We start from the raw sequence: 13,657 nt of genomic DNA on the forward strand, positions 1-13,657 counted from the left end.
GGTTTTCCTTAGTATTCAATGCCTTTTTGCCGGTCGTCAGACCGGCTTTTTATTGCCTGCCGTTCGGGAAACATGGCAGGCAGGGTGATGGTGATCAGGCCTCCAGCTCGGCGGTAATGTCGGGTACAAAGGTCTGGCTGGCCAGCGGCGGGCGCTCGTACCCCTCTGTCGTGATGGGGGGCAGCTTGATGGGTTCGTAGTGGATCGCCTCGTAGGGCACCTTGCCGAGCAGGTGGGCGATGCAGTTGAGCCGGGCTCGACGCTTGTCGTCGGCATCGACCACGAACCAGGGACAGTCTTCCGTGTCCGTGTAGGTGAACATGTCATCCTTGGCGCGGGAGTACTCCACCCAGCGTGAGCGGGATTGCAAGTCCATGGGGCTGAACTTCCAGCGCTTGATGGGGGTGTTGATCCGCTCCTTGAAACGCTTTTCCTGCTCTTCGTCCGAGACCGAGAACCAGTATTTGATCAGGGTGATCCCTGAGCGGATCAGCATGCGTTCAAACTCGGGACAGGCCCGTAAAAACTCGCGATACTCCGCATCGCTGCAAAACCCCATCACCCGCTCGACCCCGGCCCGGTTGTACCAGGAACGGTCGAACAGCACCATTTCACCGGCGGCGGGCAGGTGGGCGGCATAGCGTTGAAAATACCACTGGGATCGCTCTCTATCGGAGGGAGCGGGCAAGGCGGTGACCCGACAGACCCGGGGATTGAGCGGTTCTGTGATGGCCTTGATGACGCCGCCCTTGCCGGCGGCATCGCGTCCCTCGAACAGCACCACCACTTTCAGCCCCTCCTGCTTGACCCACTCCTGCAACTTGACCAGCTCCTCCTGCAGATGGGTGAGGTGATGCTCATAGCACTTCTTGTCCAGACGCGGGCGCTTCTTGATCTTTTCCTTCGGCATGGCTTTCTCCTTTTTGAGTCCTTTCCTTGAGTCATCTTCAGCTTGCACCAGGGAGGCGCCACTGCCAAGGACTGCGTGTTACACTGCCGCCCCGTCGCTGGCAGCAAAACAGCATGGCGATTTACACTGCCGCCTCATCAGCCGCTGGCAATAGAAAAAACATGAAGCCATTTATGGCGATTTGCATTGCCGTCTCATCATCAGCAGCTGGCAACAGGAGAAAACATGAAGCAATTTATGGAGATAGCGGGCCGCCAAATGGCCTATCTGGACGAGGGGCAGGGCCCGGTTCTGTTGTTTGGCCACAGCTACCTGTGGGACAGCGCCATGTGGGCGCCGCAGATTGCCGCGCTCAAGGGCCAGTACCGCTGTATCGTGCCCGAGCTGTGGGGCCATGGCGATTCCGACCGGTTGCCGGAAGGTCCCTGCACCCTGGCGACCCTGGCCCGTGATCATCTGGCGCTGCTCGATGCCCTCGGGGTCGAAGAGTGTGTGCTGGTGGGTCTTTCCATCGGTGGCATGTGGGGTGTCGAGCTGGCCAGGATGGCACCGACCCGTCTCAAGGGAGTGGTGCTGATGGACAGCTTCGTCGGTCTAGAGCCCCAGATCACCTGCGAGCGCTACCTCGGCATGCTGGGCATGATTGGGCAGCTCGGCGCAATACCGGCCCCCATAGTGGAGCAGGTGGCGCCGCTGTTTTTTGCCAATCAGCCGAATGCGGCCTTGATTGACGGATTCAAGGAACGCCTTGCCTCCTGGCCGGGGGAGAAGATAGCCGCCATGGTGGCGGTGGGCCGCAGCTTTGTGACCCGGGAAGACCGTATCGACTGGCTGGAAGAGATCAGGGTGCCGGCGCTGGTCATGACCGGCTGCGAAGACAAGGCACGCCCCGTGCTGGAGGGTTATCTGATGGCCGAAGTGCTGGGTTGCCCCTTCAAGGAGATACCGGCCGCAGGCCACATCTCCACGCTGGAAAATCCCGCCTTCGTCAATCAGGCACTGACGGCATTTCTGGCCGGGCTCTGATATTGACAACCGCTATTGCATGACGAAGAAGGGAGCCATGGGCTCCCTTCTTCGTTTCATGATTGCTGGTTGTCACCCTCTGTCACCCTCTGTCACCGGAGAGGTGCATGCGCCCTCAGACGCCGGGCAGGGCCGGATCATCCCGCTTGGGCCAGGCATTGATCACCGCCTTGACCAGGGTGGCGAGGGGAATGGCGAAAAAGACGCCCCAGAAACCCCATAGGCCGCCAAACACCAGCACGGCCATGATGATGGCCACCGGATGCAGGTTGACTGCCTCGGAGAAAAGCAGAGGCACCAGCAGGTTGCCATCGAGGGCCTGGATCACCAGATAGGCCACCATCAGCCAGACGAAATCAGAAGAGAATCCCCACTGGAACAGGGCCACCATGGCCACAGGTACAGTGACCGCTGCCGCGCCTATGTAAGGAATGAGCACGGAGAAGCCGACCGCCACCGCCAGCAGGGCGGAGTAGCGCAGTCCCATCAGGGCAAAGGGGATATAGGTAGCCACCCCGACGATAAGGATCTCGATCACCTTGCCCCGAACATAGTTGATGATCTGGCCGTTCATCTCGGTCCAGACTCGCTTGACCAGAGCCCGGTTGCGCGGCATGAAGCGGGTGAGCCCGCTGAGCAATGGCTGCTTGTCCTTGAGCATGAAGAACACCATCAGCGGCACCAGAATGAGGTAAATAAGAAGAGCGACCACGTTCACCAGCGAGCTGAGGGAGGCGCTCACCAGATGCTCGCCGCCACTCAGGATGCGTTGGCGAATGTTGTCTATCACAGTCTCGACCAGGGTGACGTCGATGATCTCGGGATAGAGGTCTGGCAGGGTGCGCACATAGTCCTGGGCATGGGCCAGCATGGAGGGAGACTCCTTGGCCAGATTGATGCCCTGACTCACCAGGGTCGGGATCAGTCCCAGCAAGGCCATCACTGTCAGTGCGATGAACAGCAGCAGCACCAGCGTGGTAGCTAGCGCGCGGGAGAGCCCGGTCCGTTGCAGCCGGTTGACCGGCCACTCCAGCAGATAAGCCATGACAATGGCCACCAGTATGGGGGCCAGCAGGTTGCCAAACAGCCAGAGCACGGCAAAGCCGAACACCAGCAACAGGAAGAGGGTGACCGCATCGGGGTCGGAGAAACGGGTCTGATACCAGCGCTTGAGTACTTCTAACATGACAGCATCCTTTCGTGACTGGGGCTCATGATGGCTGTTTGGCCCCGACAACCAACTGCAAAAAGATCGTATTGTCCGGCTCCTGTCGCAACCAGAAGTTGTGCCCCTGGCGTTGCAAGTAGGCTGGAATATCCTGCCGGGAGCCCGGGTCTGCCAGCTGAATGGACAAGGATTGACCGGGCGTCGCCTGACGCAACCAGAGCTTGAGCCGGATCAGTGGCTCCGGGCAGCGCCAGGGGGTCAGATCGAGGTGTTCCATAGGGGCTCCATCGGGCATGAAGCGGTTATTATGGCCGTGATAAGAGCATGAAACAACGCTTGTAGCCCTTGAGGGGCAAGGGTATTCTGCCGGTGTCCCGGTAGGGTCTGATTGGAGATAGAGATAACGTGGCACGCTTTTCCCCTTTGATGGCATCGCTTCCCCTGCTGGCTTCCCTGATGGGTGCCACTTTCCATGCCCAGGCGAGCAATCAGCTTCCCGACATAGGCACCGCCGGGGTAGCCGCCCTGCCCATTGAGCAGGAGGTGCGTTATGGCAATGCCTTCATGCGTTTCGCCCGGGCTGGCTTGCCGATCATCGATGATCCCGTGCTGAGTCAGTACATAGACGATCTGGGGCAGCGCTTGCTGACCAACGCCGACGGGGTGCGTTTTCCCTTTACCTTCTTCCTTATCAATGATCCCAGTATCAACGCGGCCGCCTTCCTCGGTGGTCGGGTCAAGGTGCACACCGGCCTCTTCCTATATGCCGACAGCGAGAGCGAGCTGGCCTCGGTACTGGCGCACGAAATCACCCACGTGACCCAGCGTCACATCGCCCGCTACATGGAGGCGCAGGCGAGCAGCTCCGCCATGACCCTGGCCGGGTTGGTGGGCTCCATTGCGCTCGCGGTGATCAACCCCACAGCCGGTATCGCCGCCTTGCAGACCACCCTCGGATTGTCGATGCAATCGGCCATCAACTACACCCGCGACAACGAATATGAAGCAGACCGGATCGGCATGAAGACCCTGTATGACGCAGGGTTTGACCCCATGGGCATGGCCAACTTCTTCCAGAAGCTGGCGGCCGAGTATCGCTACGCCAGCAAGCCGCCCCAGATGCTGCTCACTCACCCCCTGCCCGAGACCCGGATCTCCGAGGCCCGTGGCCGCGCCAACAGCTATGGACGCCGCAACTTGCCCCCCAGCCTCGACTTCTGGCTGGCCAAGGTGCGCATTCAGGTGCGCTATGGCACCGAGACCCCACAGGCGCTGCTCAGCTATTTCGACAGTCGTCTGCAAAAAGGGGATTACCCCCTCAAGGATGCGGCCACCTATGGCAAGGCGCTGGCCTTGTTGCAACTCAAGCGCACCGATGAGGCTGACACCCTGATGCAGGAGCTGGCAACCCGTCATCCGGAAGACTTGTTTGTGGTCGATGCCCTGACCGATATCGATCTCGCCAAGGGACGCAGCGCCCAGGCCATTGCACGGCTGGAGAAGTTCCGCGCCCGCATGCCGGATAACGAAGTGGTGGTGGTCAACCTGGGTAACGCCTATCTGGAAGGGGGCGATTACAAGAAATCCATCGCCATCCTGGATCCCTATGCCCGGGATCACGAAGAGAACAGCCTAGCCTGGAACCTGCTCTCCGATGCCTATCGCAAGGCGGGCCGAATGACAGAGTTGCACATGGCACGCGCCGAGATGCTCTCCCTGCGGGGGGATTATCAAGCCGCCATCGACGAGCTGATCGTGGCCCGTGGCACCACCAGCGACAAGCTGACCCTGGCCAGACTGGAGGCGCGCATCACAGAGCTGGAGCGCGCGAAAAAGGATCTCGACAGCCTGAAAGGGTGATGACTCAGACATGCGGTGAAACGGGGTGCGCCAGCAATGGCGCGCCCCGTTTTCTTTCCGGGCGGCAGACTCTTCCCGGCCACCCCTTCAGAAGGGAGCGGGGCGGCAGACTCGTGATGAAAGAGAAGCGTCGCAGACGCTCAAATGTCAGGAAGGCCCATCGTCGCTTCCCCTGGCAAGGGGAGGGGAGCTTCTCTAACGAAATTGCGCAGCCCGCAGCTTGAGGGCGGTAATCTTCTGCTCGTCGAACTCTCCCACCAGCGTCTCTTGCAATCGGCCCTCGCCATCGAGCAGATAGCTGGTGGGCAGTCCGGTTGGGAGAGAGAAGGGGAGGTGCGCCTCTTTATCGGCGATCAGCAGCGGGACTTTGATGTGATGGCGACTGGCCAGTGCCCCCAGCTCGGCCGGGGTGGCGTGATCGTAACTGATGATCACCACGGCTATCTTGCCCTCCTGCGCCAGTGTCTCCAACAGCGGCAATTCCCGCAGGCAGGGGGCGCACCAGGGCGCGAAGTAGTTGACCAAGAGCGGTTTACCGGCAAACTGCGCCAGTGTCACCGGCTGACCCTGGTCGTTGCTGAACTCGGGGGCCGGGGAGCAGGCTGTCAGCAGAGCGGCCACAATCATCCAACAAATTCGTTTCATTTCCTGTGCCCTGCCGCTTACCCTGACCATCCGTTTCCCCTACAATAGCGCCGTTTCTTGTCCCATCTTGCGAACAATCAGGGAGTTACCATGAGCGAGACCCAAATCTACCACAATCCGCGCTGTTCAAAGAGCCGTGAAACCCTGGCCCTGCTGGAACAGCACGGGATCGCCCCGGATGTGGTGCTCTATCTGGAGCAGGCGCCGAGTGAAGATGTCATTCGCACCCTGCTGACCCAACTGGGCTTTGCCGATCCGCGCCAGCTGATGCGCACCAAGGAAGATCTCTACAAAGAGCTGGGGCTGGCGGATCAGAGTGGCGATGCCCTCATTCGCGCCATGCACCAGCATCCCAAGCTCATCGAGCGCCCCATCGTCATCAAAGATGGCAAGGCTCGCATCGGCCGCCCTCCCGAGCAGGTGCTGGAGATCCTCAAGTGACCACTCGCTTCGCCCGTCTGCTGACCCTGATTGGCTTCTTTGGCCTGCTGGGTTGGGTCATCCTCTGGCACCTGTTTCTCTCTCCCCACCCTGACCTCAATCCCTGGTTGCTGCCGGTGATCTGGACTGTACCGCTCCTGTTCCCGCTCAAGGGCATAGCACAGGGCAACCCTTACACCCACGCCTGGGGCAACTTCGTGCTGATGCCCTATTTCCTGCACGCCCTGACGCTGATCACCACGGATGAGGGGGAGCGTTGGCTGGCTGTGGTTGAACTGGTGTTCACCACACTGGCGTTTGTCGGCACCATCTATTACGCCCGCCTGCGCGGCCGGGAGCTGGGCCTCAGCATTCGCAAGAAGAAGGGTGAGCTTTCACAAGAAGAGAAATAAGGCACTGGGTCAGTGCGCCTTTATCTGCAAACCGGACCCTGGGTCCGGTTTTTTATGGCCGCAATCCGGCGTGGTCGCCTGTCTCGCGATAGTGGGCGAGCTGCTGCTCGCTAAATGCCATCAGCTGGGGATAGAAGCGCAGAAAGCCCAGCTCGCAGGTGTGCCAATCCATCTCATCCAGGGTGGTGAGGGCATCGCCGAGCAACACAGGGCGGCGCAGACGATGGCCTATGCCGTTGAGGGCACGGCCCAGCCCCTCTTTGTGACGATAGGAGGCAATCCAGTTCTGCTCCGCCATCCGTTTCAGTGCCGCTGGCAAGCCGTCTGCCAGCAGCAGGTGGTCTGCCAATAGTTGCTCATAGCTGTGCTGCAAAAAGCGGGGCAGAGGCTCTGCACAAAACTGTGACCAGTACACACTGAGCCAGTGGTCGTAGAGCATGTCCACCAGTATGCCGCCAAAGCGGCGCCAGGGCGCCTCAAAGCAGGCCACCGCCGCCCTGTGCTCCGGGTGGGCATCGGTGAAGGCATCAATCTTGCGATGTAGCCAGATCCCCTCGTCGAACTCGGGGGCGAGGGCGCTTGGCAGTGGTCCCTTGATAAAATCCCCCAGCAGATTGCCGGTGAGGGAACTTCGGGTATGGGCAGCCAGATGCAGATGAGCCAGATAATTCATGGGGCTAGGGTTGACCAGCAAATGAAAACTGAGGGTGAGCCTAGCGGATCCGGCTCTGCTTGCCTATGGCTGGCGAACCGGCGGCAAGGGGTTGGCACAAAAAAGCCCGACACTCGGGTCGGGCGTGATGAGGTTGGCAGGTTTAAATGGCCAGGAAGCCCAGGATCAGGATGGGGCCGAGCAGGCTCAGGATAAAGCCGGAGACAATCGCCACCGGCACTACCTGGATGCCACCGGATTTCTGAATGACCGGCAGGGTGAAGTCCAGCGCAGTGGCGCCACCGTAGCCGATGGCGGCAGAGGGGTGGCGGCGCATCAACATGGGGATGATGAGAATGGCGATAAGCTCGCGACCCAGATCGTTGATAAAGGCGGCGGAGCCGAGCACTGGCCCCAGCTTGTCGGCCACCAGAATGCCCGACAGCGAATACCAGCCGAAGCTGGAGCTGATCGCCAAGCCATGACTGAATGGCATGCCGAGCAACTGGGCTGCCAGCAGACTGCCCAGCCAGCTGCTGACGATGACGGTAAAGGCGATTTTCATGCCCCAGGGATTGAGCAGGATCTGGCGCAGTCGCATGCCGGAGTTGCGCATTTGCACCCCGATCAGCAGCAGCAACAACATCAGGGCCCACTCACTCAACTTGTCGATGGGCAAGATCCGCAGATCCACCAGCAGCCCCAGCAGCACGCCCCCCAGCACCACGAAGCAGAGCTGAAGTGATTCCCACAGCAGGTGCAGCTTGCTCGGCATCTTGGCGTCACTCGCCTCATGGGTCGGCGGGCTGCGTTTGTCGAGCCACCAGAGCGCCAGCAGGTTGCAGAAGGTAATTGCGGCCAGCATGACACCGGCCACCTTGAAGATCACCGCAAGGTTGCTGCCCAGGTTCTCTACATAGGCGAGCCCCAGCCCCATCAGAAACAGGATGAGATAGACCATCTTGCCCAGCGACTGATTGACCAGCTTGATGAGCCGGGCGGAAGAGAGGGGGATCAGATAGCCGATTGCCAGCGGCAGCAGGATCAGCAATACATTGAGCAACATCGGGGCCTCGATCACAAAACTGATAAAAATGACACCTTATCACTACTTATTGGCTCTGTGTCACATATCTGTGAGTTTGCATGTTTCATCCGGGGCTTTTTTATCAAGTTGTTATGTTTTTGGTGCAAATCCATGCACTGATGTGGCGCAGTGGTTCGTCTTGGTGCAGCAGGAGAATCGACGAGTCAGCCCACTTTTCAACAAGATGCAAACATCCGCAGGGTGAATAAAGCTGCTTGGGCACGGTTATGACCATGATGCAGGAATTTTCTTGCCACCCTTGCGATGTGGGTATAAAAAGGCGGTGTTGCCTTACTGGTCTGGATAGGGTTTTATGCAGACAAAGTGCTGAAAAATACCGATTAGACCAATAAAAATACAGACAAAACACCAAAGACCACCGTTCTGTATTGTTTTTTGACTAGTCGAGTGATATTTTCGCTGAAGGTTGCCATCGGTTAATTTTTTGTTAAATGGACGATGGCTGAGTCACGCCGTAGCGGCGTCTAGGGACAGACAAGGTTGTAATGGATGAGCGACGTTGCCGCACTGGAAGTTCGTGAACTGCACAAGTATTTCGGCACCCACGAAGTGCTCAAGGGCATCGACATGACCGCCCACAAGGGGGACGTGATCTCCCTGATCGGCTCCTCCGGCTCGGGGAAGTCGACCTTTCTTCGCTGTATCAATTTGCTGGAAACACCCTCTTCCGGCACGGTTTCGCTTCATGGCGAGCTTATCCGGATGAAAACCAACCGGGCTGGCGAGCGGCTGGCGGAGGATGTGCGTCAGGTGGAGCGTATCCGTAGCCGTCTGGCCATGGTGTTTCAAAGTTTCAACCTCTGGTCGCACATGACCATCATGCAGAACATCATCGAAGTACCTATCCAGGTGCTGAAGATCCCCCGCGCCGAAGCCATTGCCAAGGCGGAGCATCTGCTCAATCGGGTGGGCCTGTGGGAGCGCCGGGATTACTACCCTGGCCACCTCTCCGGTGGTCAGCAGCAGCGTGCGGCCATTGCCCGGGCGCTGGCGGTGGATCCCGAAGTGATGCTGTTTGATGAACCCACTTCGGCGCTCGATCCCGAGCTGGTGGGTGAGGTGCTCGGCCTGATGCGTGAGCTGGCCGAAGAGGGGCGCACCATGCTGGTGGTGACCCATGAGATGTCGTTTGCCCGTGATGTGTCGAACAAGGTAATGTTTTTGCATCAGGGGCGCGTGGAAGAGGAGGGCAACCCCAAGGAGATTTTCGCCCATCCCAAATCGGAACGGTTCAAGCAATTTATCTCTTCCATCTATTGATGGGCGGGATCCAACGTTAACAGTCGACGATTTTATCAAGGAGAGATACATGAACAAGCTGATGCTGGCGACTGCCATAGTGACTGCCCTGTCTTCCGGTAGCCTGATGGCCAAGGAGTGGAAAGAAGTGCGGATCGGGGTGGAAGGTGCTTACCCTCCCTTCTCCTGGACCGAGCCCAGTGGCGAAGTGAAAGGCTTTGACATCGATATCGCCAACGCCCTGTGCGCAGAGATGAAGGTGAAGTGCACCCTGGTCAAACAGGATTGGGACGGCATCATACCGGCGCTGCTGTCGCGCAAATATGACGCCATCATCGCCACCATGGACATCACCGAAGAGCGCAAGAAGAAGGTGGACTTCACCCAGAAGTACCAGCACATTCCGGCCCGCTTCGCCGCCAAGAAAGGCACTGACGTCCAGCTCGACAAGGCATTCATGGATGGCAAGGCCGTGGCGGTACAACGCGCTACCTCCATGGATACCTACATCACCGACAACTTCCCCAACGCCACCATCAAGCGTTACGGCACCGCCGATGAAGCCTACCTCGATCTGAAATCCGGTCGTGTCGACTATGTGCTGGCCGACTCCGCTGCCATCACGGATGGTCTGCTGAAAAAAGAGGGCGGTGACGGCTTTGAGTTCGTCGGCCCGAAACTGACCGATCCCAAGTGGTTTGGTGAGGGTGCCGGCATCGCCGTTCGCAAGGCTGACAAGGATCTGAAAGAGAAATTCAACACGGCGATCCTGGCCCTGCGCGCCAACGGCAAGTACAAGGAAATCAACGACAAGTACTTCGAGTTCGACGTTTACGGCGAATAACAACCGAACGTCGTCTACGGCGGATCATCAAAACCCTCTCCTGGCCTCCCCTTCACAAGGGGGAGGCGTTGCAAACTCCCTCCCTTGTATGAAAGAGCCAGGAGGAGGCTTGGGGTCCTTGCGGTGCCGACGGCGAACCAGGAACGACAGGCTGACTCCCGTCAGTCGTCATATCGGGCCCGTTATCTCCCGCAAGGAGTGATGGGCCCGCTTGATTGCAATGGAGCTGCATATGTGTGGTTTTAAAGAATATGGAGCCTCTGCTTGGGAGGGGCGAGCCCACTCAATGTGCAATGGAGCTGCATATGTTTGATTTGAAAGGATACGAAGCCTCCCTGCTGGAGGGTGCCTGGGTCACTCTGGAAGTGGCGCTGGCCTCGTTGCTGCTGGCGCTGCTGCTGGGGATGCTGGGGGCGCTCGCCAAACTGTCGCCCTACAAGTGGGCCAGGGGCATTGCGACCACTTACACCACCGTCATTCGCGGCATTCCCGATCTGGTGCTGATGATGCTGCTGTTCTTCGGCGGCCAGGTGCTGATCAACAGCGTCTGTACCTGGGTCAACGAGACCTACAACAACTTCTTGCTTGAGAGCAATCCCAATCAGGAGTGGGTCTCCCTGCTGCCTGATTACATCGATATCAGCCCGTTTGCGGCCGGGGTCGCCACCATAGGTTTCATCTTCGGTGCCTACATGACGGAGACATTCCGCGGCGCCATCCTGGCGGTGGACAAGGGGGAGCTGGAAGCCGCTCGCGCCTTTGGCATGCGGGCGACCCAGGTCTTTGTGCGGATCCTGTTTCCCCAGATGATGCGCCATGCCCTGCCGGGGTTTGGCAACAACTGGCTGGTACTGCTCAAGACCACGGCGCTGGTCTCCATCATCGGTCTCGATGACATGGTGCGCAAAGCGTCCCTGGCGGCAGGCTCGACCCAGTTGCCCTTCACCTTTTACATGGCGGTGGCCCTGATCTTCCTGATCTTCACTGCGGTTTCCACCTCGGCACTGAAGTGGGCCGAGCGTCACTACGCGATAAAGACGAGGTAAGCCATGGATTTCTCAATCATTCTCAAAGAGTGGCCTACCTACTGGCAGGGGCTTTACACCACAGTGCTGCTGGTGGCGGCATCCCTCATACTCGGTCTGGCGCTGGCGGTGCCCATGGGGATACTGCGCAACAGTCGCAACTGGCTGATCAAGGGGCCGATCTGGGCCTATATCTACTTCTTTCGTGGCACCCCCTTGCTGGTACAGCTCTTTATCATCTACTACGGCGCTGCCCAGTGGGAGTGGCTGAAAAACAGCGCAGCCTGGACCCTGTTTGCCGAAGCCTGGTTCTGCGCTTTGCTGGCGTTCACCCTCAATACCGGCGCCTACACCGCAGAGATAGTGCGCGGCGCCGTGCTCAACATGCCCAAGGGGCAGATTGAAGCGGCCAACGCCTTTGGCATGAGCCGCTGGCAAACCCTCACCCGCATCATTTTGCCCAACTCGTTTCGCCGTGCGCTGCCCGCCTACAGCAACGAGGTGATCTTCATGCTGCAGGGCTCGGCGGTGGCTGGCATCATCACCATCGTCGACCTGACCGGCGCCGCGCGGATCATCAACTCCCGCTACTACAGCCCGTTCGAGGCCTTCCTGACCGCAGGCCTGCTCTACATGTTGCTCACCTTCGTCATCGTCTGGCTGTTCAAGAAGTGGGAAGCACGCTGGCACGCCCACCTGCGCCCCCGCAGCCTGTAACGGTATATCTAGAGCAGTTGCTGGAAGGCTATGGTCACTGAGGTCGTCAGTCAAAAGACATCACAACGGAATTCAGGCCTTCCAATATTTGATCAGTGATTTACCATAACTTTGGTCAGCCACGAGATATTTCCCGATATAAATTGCCATAACCTAGGCCCCTCTAGCTGGTGTAGTTGGTGCCGAGTATGAAGGGGTTACCAACTATCCAGATAGCTTGTCAGCTTACATTCCTATGCTGGCAACACTGTGCACAAACATGCATGGTTTATTGACAATCTCCACTGCGACTGACTATTCCTGAGATGTGCCCATTTGAGTTTGAGGGGGCGCACCGGATAACAAGGACGTAGGAGGGAACATGCGCGCTAACACACTCTTGCTCTCGGGACTGCTGGCTTCATTGATAGCCAGCACCGGAGCCATCGCCAATGACAACATTGTTGCCTTGCAACTGGGCACACCCGCCGAAAACGAGAAACTCAGCATCTTCACGGCAGACGTCAAATACCATCACATGTTCTGGCGCTGGGGGGATTCTGGCTGCCAGTTTGGTCTGGGCGTGCGTGGTGGCATGCTGAAGGTGGGGGATGAGCGCACTGCCAGATTGGGCACAGGGGCGCGCGCCGAATGTCTGTGGGGGAACTGGGTGGTATGGATCCCGGCTGAGGTGCTCTGGCTGGCGGAGCATGAGTTCGGCCATCGCGGCAATGGCTTCAAGGATTACGGCGGCCCCTTCCAGTTTGCTTCCGGCATTGGTCTGGGGTACGCGATCACCAAGAACTGGCTGATTGGCTATCAGTATGAGCACATGTCCAACGCCAAGATGTATGACCAAAACCCCGGCCTGGATACCCACTCCCTGCATATCGAATACCGCTTCTAAGCTCTGCTCCTCTTGTTGCCAGGCCCCTGCTCGTCAGGGGCTTTTGCTGTCGGTGGGTGAGTGTTGTGTCGCGGGCAAGCATGGCGCACGCGCTTAGCGCCCCAGGTATTCCCGATCGAAGAAGGTGTTGACCCAGTGGGGGCGGTAGACGGCGAGCAAGGTCATGGTCATGCCGTTGAGCAGGGCTTCGGGGAAGAGCAGCAGCGGCCAGATGGAGAGGTAGTCGGCGCTGATGGTATGCCACGGATAGGCGCCGCTCATCCCCATCAGCAGGGCGCTGGCGATCATCTTGACCGAGATGCTCAGCGCCCCGCCAAAAAAGGCGACCACGAACAGATAGACGAACAGATGGCGGGGCATCCAGGCCCAGCTCGCCAGGAACAGCAGCCAGCTGGTAGCGACCGGCAGGGCGATGCCAATCAGCGCCTGCCAGCCAAAATCGGCGAGGGGGGCAACCCCGAAGTAACCCAGAACAAGCAGTGTCAGGCAGGGAGCAAGCAGGGCCAGACGCCACCCCAGCAGCAGGGTCAGGCTGGTGAGGCCGAGAAAGTGCACCTCCAGCCCTTCATGCAGGCCGGCGCGCAAGGTCCAGAGCGGGACCAGTACGATGGCGCCGCCAAGGCAGAGGTGCTGATAGAGGGGTTGATCAAGCAGGGTACGCAGCAGGGTGCCACGCAGGCTGAATATCAGCAGCAATACCCAGAGCAGGAGGGCGGCCGCTTGTCCTTCATTCATGGCATTTCC

The 13,657-nt window shown here is 59.0% G+C and carries 16 protein-coding genes; 9 read left to right on the forward strand and 7 right to left on the reverse strand.

The window, feature by feature from the left end:
• Positions 1-94: 94 nt before the first annotated feature.
• The gene (ppk2, locus tag OKC28_RS02310; RefSeq protein WP_265451884.1) at positions 95-910 is read right to left on the reverse strand and encodes a polyphosphate kinase 2; all 816 of its coding nucleotides are present in this window, start codon (positions 908-910) and stop codon (positions 95-97) included.
• A 225-nt stretch (positions 911-1,135) separates the two neighbouring features.
• On the opposite strand from ppk2, the gene OKC28_RS02315 reads away from it, so the two are divergent.
• Positions 1,136-1,936: an alpha/beta fold hydrolase gene (locus tag OKC28_RS02315; RefSeq protein ID WP_021138537.1), complete on the forward strand. Its 801-nt coding sequence runs from the start codon at positions 1,136-1,138 to the stop codon at positions 1,934-1,936.
• Between the two features lie 115 nt (positions 1,937-2,051).
• Here OKC28_RS02315 and OKC28_RS02320 read toward each other — a convergent pair whose 3' ends face one another.
• Positions 2,052-3,122: an AI-2E family transporter gene (locus OKC28_RS02320; protein ID WP_265456745.1), complete on the reverse strand. Its 1,071-nt coding sequence runs from the start codon at positions 3,120-3,122 to the stop codon at positions 2,052-2,054.
• A 25-nt stretch (positions 3,123-3,147) separates the two neighbouring features.
• The gene (locus tag OKC28_RS02325; RefSeq protein WP_099992557.1) at positions 3,148-3,381 is read right to left on the reverse strand and encodes a sulfurtransferase TusA family protein; all 234 of its coding nucleotides are present in this window, start codon (positions 3,379-3,381) and stop codon (positions 3,148-3,150) included.
• 128 nt (positions 3,382-3,509) lie between these two features.
• On the opposite strand from OKC28_RS02325, the gene OKC28_RS02330 reads away from it, so the two are divergent.
• Positions 3,510-4,964: a beta-barrel assembly-enhancing protease gene (locus OKC28_RS02330; RefSeq protein ID WP_353851636.1), complete on the forward strand. Its 1,455-nt coding sequence runs from the start codon at positions 3,510-3,512 to the stop codon at positions 4,962-4,964.
• A 195-nt stretch (positions 4,965-5,159) separates the two neighbouring features.
• Here the strand turns inward: OKC28_RS02330 and OKC28_RS02335 are convergent, their stop codons facing one another.
• A complete protein-coding gene (locus OKC28_RS02335) occupies positions 5,160-5,639 on the reverse strand; it encodes a TlpA family protein disulfide reductase (protein ID WP_265456748.1) in 480 nt (159 codons plus the stop codon).
• A 60-nt stretch (positions 5,640-5,699) separates the two neighbouring features.
• Between OKC28_RS02335 and arsC the strand changes: the two genes are divergently transcribed.
• Positions 5,700-6,050: an arsenate reductase (glutaredoxin) gene (gene arsC, locus OKC28_RS02340; RefSeq protein WP_021138542.1), complete on the forward strand. Its 351-nt coding sequence runs from the start codon at positions 5,700-5,702 to the stop codon at positions 6,048-6,050.
• The gene (locus OKC28_RS02345; RefSeq protein ID WP_265456750.1) at positions 6,047-6,442 is read left to right on the forward strand and encodes a DUF2069 domain-containing protein; all 396 of its coding nucleotides are present in this window, start codon (positions 6,047-6,049) and stop codon (positions 6,440-6,442) included. The genes arsC and OKC28_RS02345 overlap by 4 nt, the downstream gene beginning before the upstream one ends.
• A gap of 52 nt (positions 6,443-6,494) precedes the next feature.
• Here the strand turns inward: OKC28_RS02345 and OKC28_RS02350 are convergent, their stop codons facing one another.
• Positions 6,495-7,115 (reverse strand): acyl carrier protein phosphodiesterase, encoded by a 621-nt coding sequence (locus OKC28_RS02350; RefSeq protein ID WP_265456752.1) that lies wholly within the window; start codon positions 7,113-7,115, stop codon positions 6,495-6,497.
• Positions 7,116-7,257: 142 nt separating this feature from the next.
• Positions 7,258-8,160: a lysine exporter LysO family protein gene (locus tag OKC28_RS02355; protein ID WP_034523538.1), complete on the reverse strand. Its 903-nt coding sequence runs from the start codon at positions 8,158-8,160 to the stop codon at positions 7,258-7,260.
• Positions 8,161-8,691: 531 nt separating this feature from the next.
• Between OKC28_RS02355 and OKC28_RS02360 the strand changes: the two genes are divergently transcribed.
• The 5 genes from OKC28_RS02360 (at position 8,692) to OKC28_RS02380 (ending at position 12,913) form a co-directional block, all read left to right on the forward strand.
• The gene (locus OKC28_RS02360) at positions 8,692-9,462 is read left to right on the forward strand and encodes an ABC transporter ATP-binding protein (protein WP_005310133.1); all 771 of its coding nucleotides are present in this window, start codon (positions 8,692-8,694) and stop codon (positions 9,460-9,462) included.
• A gap of 49 nt (positions 9,463-9,511) precedes the next feature.
• Positions 9,512-10,285: an ABC transporter substrate-binding protein gene (locus OKC28_RS02365; protein ID WP_005310135.1), complete on the forward strand. Its 774-nt coding sequence runs from the start codon at positions 9,512-9,514 to the stop codon at positions 10,283-10,285.
• Positions 10,286-10,590: 305 nt separating this feature from the next.
• Entirely contained in the window at positions 10,591-11,331 is a 741-nt protein-coding gene (locus OKC28_RS02370; protein WP_005310137.1) for an ABC transporter permease, read from the forward strand.
• A gap of 3 nt (positions 11,332-11,334) precedes the next feature.
• Complete coding sequence (locus OKC28_RS02375) at positions 11,335-12,027, forward strand: ABC transporter permease (RefSeq protein ID WP_005310139.1); 693 nt, start codon at positions 11,335-11,337, stop codon at positions 12,025-12,027.
• 361 nt (positions 12,028-12,388) lie between these two features.
• Positions 12,389-12,913, forward strand: coding sequence for an acyloxyacyl hydrolase (locus OKC28_RS02380; RefSeq protein ID WP_059113449.1), 525 nt, complete (start codon positions 12,389-12,391; stop codon positions 12,911-12,913).
• Between the two features lie 93 nt (positions 12,914-13,006).
• On the opposite strand, the gene OKC28_RS02385 is transcribed toward OKC28_RS02380, so the two are convergent.
• Complete coding sequence (locus OKC28_RS02385; RefSeq protein WP_059113450.1) at positions 13,007-13,648, reverse strand: energy-coupling factor ABC transporter permease; 642 nt, start codon at positions 13,646-13,648, stop codon at positions 13,007-13,009.
• Positions 13,649-13,657 lie beyond the last annotated feature (9 nt).

Source organism: Aeromonas sp. D3 (assembly GCF_027705025.1).
GTDB lineage: Bacteria > Pseudomonadota > Gammaproteobacteria > Enterobacterales > Aeromonadaceae > Aeromonas > Aeromonas salmonicida.

Coding starts and splice junctions, on each gene's coding strand:
- ppk2 (WP_265451884.1), bottom strand. CDS start 910: ATGCCGAAGGAAAAGATCAAGAAGCGCCCGCGTCTGGACAAGAAGTGC.
- OKC28_RS02315 (WP_021138537.1), top strand. CDS start 1,136: ATGAAGCAATTTATGGAGATAGCGGGCCGCCAAATGGCCTATCTGGAC.
- OKC28_RS02320 (WP_265456745.1), bottom strand. CDS start 3,122: ATGTTAGAAGTACTCAAGCGCTGGTATCAGACCCGTTTCTCCGACCCC.
- OKC28_RS02325 (WP_099992557.1), bottom strand. CDS start 3,381: ATGGAACACCTCGATCTGACCCCCTGGCGCTGCCCGGAGCCACTGATC.
- OKC28_RS02335 (WP_265456748.1), bottom strand. CDS start 5,639: ATGGTCAGGGTAAGCGGCAGGGCACAGGAAATGAAACGAATTTGTTGG.
- arsC (WP_021138542.1), top strand. CDS start 5,700: ATGAGCGAGACCCAAATCTACCACAATCCGCGCTGTTCAAAGAGCCGT.
- OKC28_RS02350 (WP_265456752.1), bottom strand. CDS start 7,115: ATGAATTATCTGGCTCATCTGCATCTGGCTGCCCATACCCGAAGTTCC.
- OKC28_RS02355 (WP_034523538.1), bottom strand. CDS start 8,160: ATGTTGCTCAATGTATTGCTGATCCTGCTGCCGCTGGCAATCGGCTAT.
- OKC28_RS02360 (WP_005310133.1), top strand. CDS start 8,692: ATGAGCGACGTTGCCGCACTGGAAGTTCGTGAACTGCACAAGTATTTC.
- OKC28_RS02365 (WP_005310135.1), top strand. CDS start 9,512: ATGAACAAGCTGATGCTGGCGACTGCCATAGTGACTGCCCTGTCTTCC.
- OKC28_RS02370 (WP_005310137.1), top strand. CDS start 10,591: ATGTTTGATTTGAAAGGATACGAAGCCTCCCTGCTGGAGGGTGCCTGG.
- OKC28_RS02375 (WP_005310139.1), top strand. CDS start 11,335: ATGGATTTCTCAATCATTCTCAAAGAGTGGCCTACCTACTGGCAGGGG.
- OKC28_RS02380 (WP_059113449.1), top strand. CDS start 12,389: ATGCGCGCTAACACACTCTTGCTCTCGGGACTGCTGGCTTCATTGATA.
- OKC28_RS02385 (WP_059113450.1), bottom strand. CDS start 13,648: ATGAATGAAGGACAAGCGGCCGCCCTCCTGCTCTGGGTATTGCTGCTG.